Consider the following 1465-nt stretch of genomic DNA (forward strand, 5'->3'; position numbering starts at 1 on the left):
TGCATGAGGAAATTACATTTTCAAGTCCTTTTCTTTCTGTGCAACGCTGGTTTGGCTCCTCGAATATGCTCACTCCAGTGGCATCGACTTGCATACGGTGGGCGTACTGCCCGAACCAAATTTCCGTTCACGTTCCCGGAATAGAGCCGCCTTGGTTGGGACCAAACTTCTACAGGGTTTGTGAAGACCATCAATCTTCTCGGTCACTCAACCATCCGGCGTTGCGCGTTATTCTGAAGTTTCAGTATCCCGTTTTACACCTCCGCCTTCAGAACCGCGCCAGACGGGACAAGTCCCGTTTCCACATATCGCCACAAGGCCACGATGAGCTTGCGGGCAAGAGCCACAATGGCGACTTTCTTTCTCACTCCCGGGCGTTCAGCCGTGTATTTTCTGAACCAGCGCGCGAGTGCGCTTTGTGGCTGATACCGCAGCCAGCACCACGCCAGTTCGATCCCGAGGGTGCGCGCCGGTCGGTTTCCGGCCTTGCTGATACCCTGGCTTCGTTCGACGTCACCGCTGGAATAAGGGCTGGGTGTCAGGCCCAGATAAGACGACAGGTGTCGCCTGTTCTTGAATTCCCGGCCAAACACTTCGGCCGACAAGAGCATCGCACTGTGTCGTCCAACACCGCGAAGCCCTTCGAGCAGCACTGCCTTTTCGTGTTCGGGGAACTGTTCAGATTCAGCTGCAAGAGCTTCGTCGCGTTCCTCGGCAAGAGCCTTGATCATCTTGTTCGTCAGCTCCAAGCGTTCGAAAGATCGCACGATCTCGCGCATGAGCTGATCGGGGAAAGGGCGGCCATCGGCAGTTTCGAGGCCCTCCAGTTTCTTTCGCCATGTGACCATCGCTGGATTGATATGCCGGACGCCTTGCAGGGCGAGGAGGGCACGAATGCGATTGATGTGGCCAGTGCGCTCGCTCATCAGCCTCTTGCGCTCTCGATGGAAGCGTTTGGCATCTTCTTCAGCGACGGTCGGGACGCGCACAGTGCGGAATGCCTTTCGATCACCGGAACAGTAGTTCTTCAGCAGAACGACCATGCCTTCGGCGTCGACGCGATCTGTTTTGACCCGGCGCGCTTTGCGGTTCACGAGAAAGCTGGTCGGATCCACAACCAAGGTCTCGATCCCTTCGTTGGACAGCAGCCTCTGCAGCCAGAAACCATCGTATCCAGTTTCAAAGCAAACGATCGGCCGCTGATCAGGCCCGCAAAGCTCAGTCGCCTCCGCAACAGTCGCTCGAACCAGATCGATAAGCCCAGCCGTATCAAACCCGTCCAAGCGTACAGATTTGATTTTGGCCAATTGCGGTGCATCAAGCGCCACAAGCCATTTCGATTTGCTCAGATCAATGGCGACAAAGCAGGTCGCCGCAATAGATGGCGTCATCATTTTGGAAATCTCCCGTTTTGTGAATCTGCGCCCAACCTATCCGGTTCGCGCAACCTCCTGCATGGAAACTT

General features: G+C 55.8%; 1 protein-coding gene. It reads right to left on the bottom strand.

The features are described from left to right. Positions 1-254: 254 nt before the first annotated feature. Entirely contained in the window at positions 255-1394 is a 1140-nt protein-coding gene (locus ATO11_RS21020) for an IS110 family RNA-guided transposase (RefSeq protein WP_050532869.1), read from the bottom strand. Positions 1395-1465: the final 71 nt, after the last annotated feature.

The organism is Pseudaestuariivita atlantica (assembly GCF_001205715.1).
Classification (GTDB): Bacteria; Pseudomonadota; Alphaproteobacteria; order Rhodobacterales; family Rhodobacteraceae; genus Pseudaestuariivita; species Pseudaestuariivita atlantica.

What these genes read in the sequence shown, in the direction of transcription:
- ATO11_RS21020 (WP_050532869.1), bottom strand. Translation starts at nt 1,394, where the DNA reads ATGATGACGCCATCTATTGCGGCGACCTGCTTTGTCGCCATTGATCTG.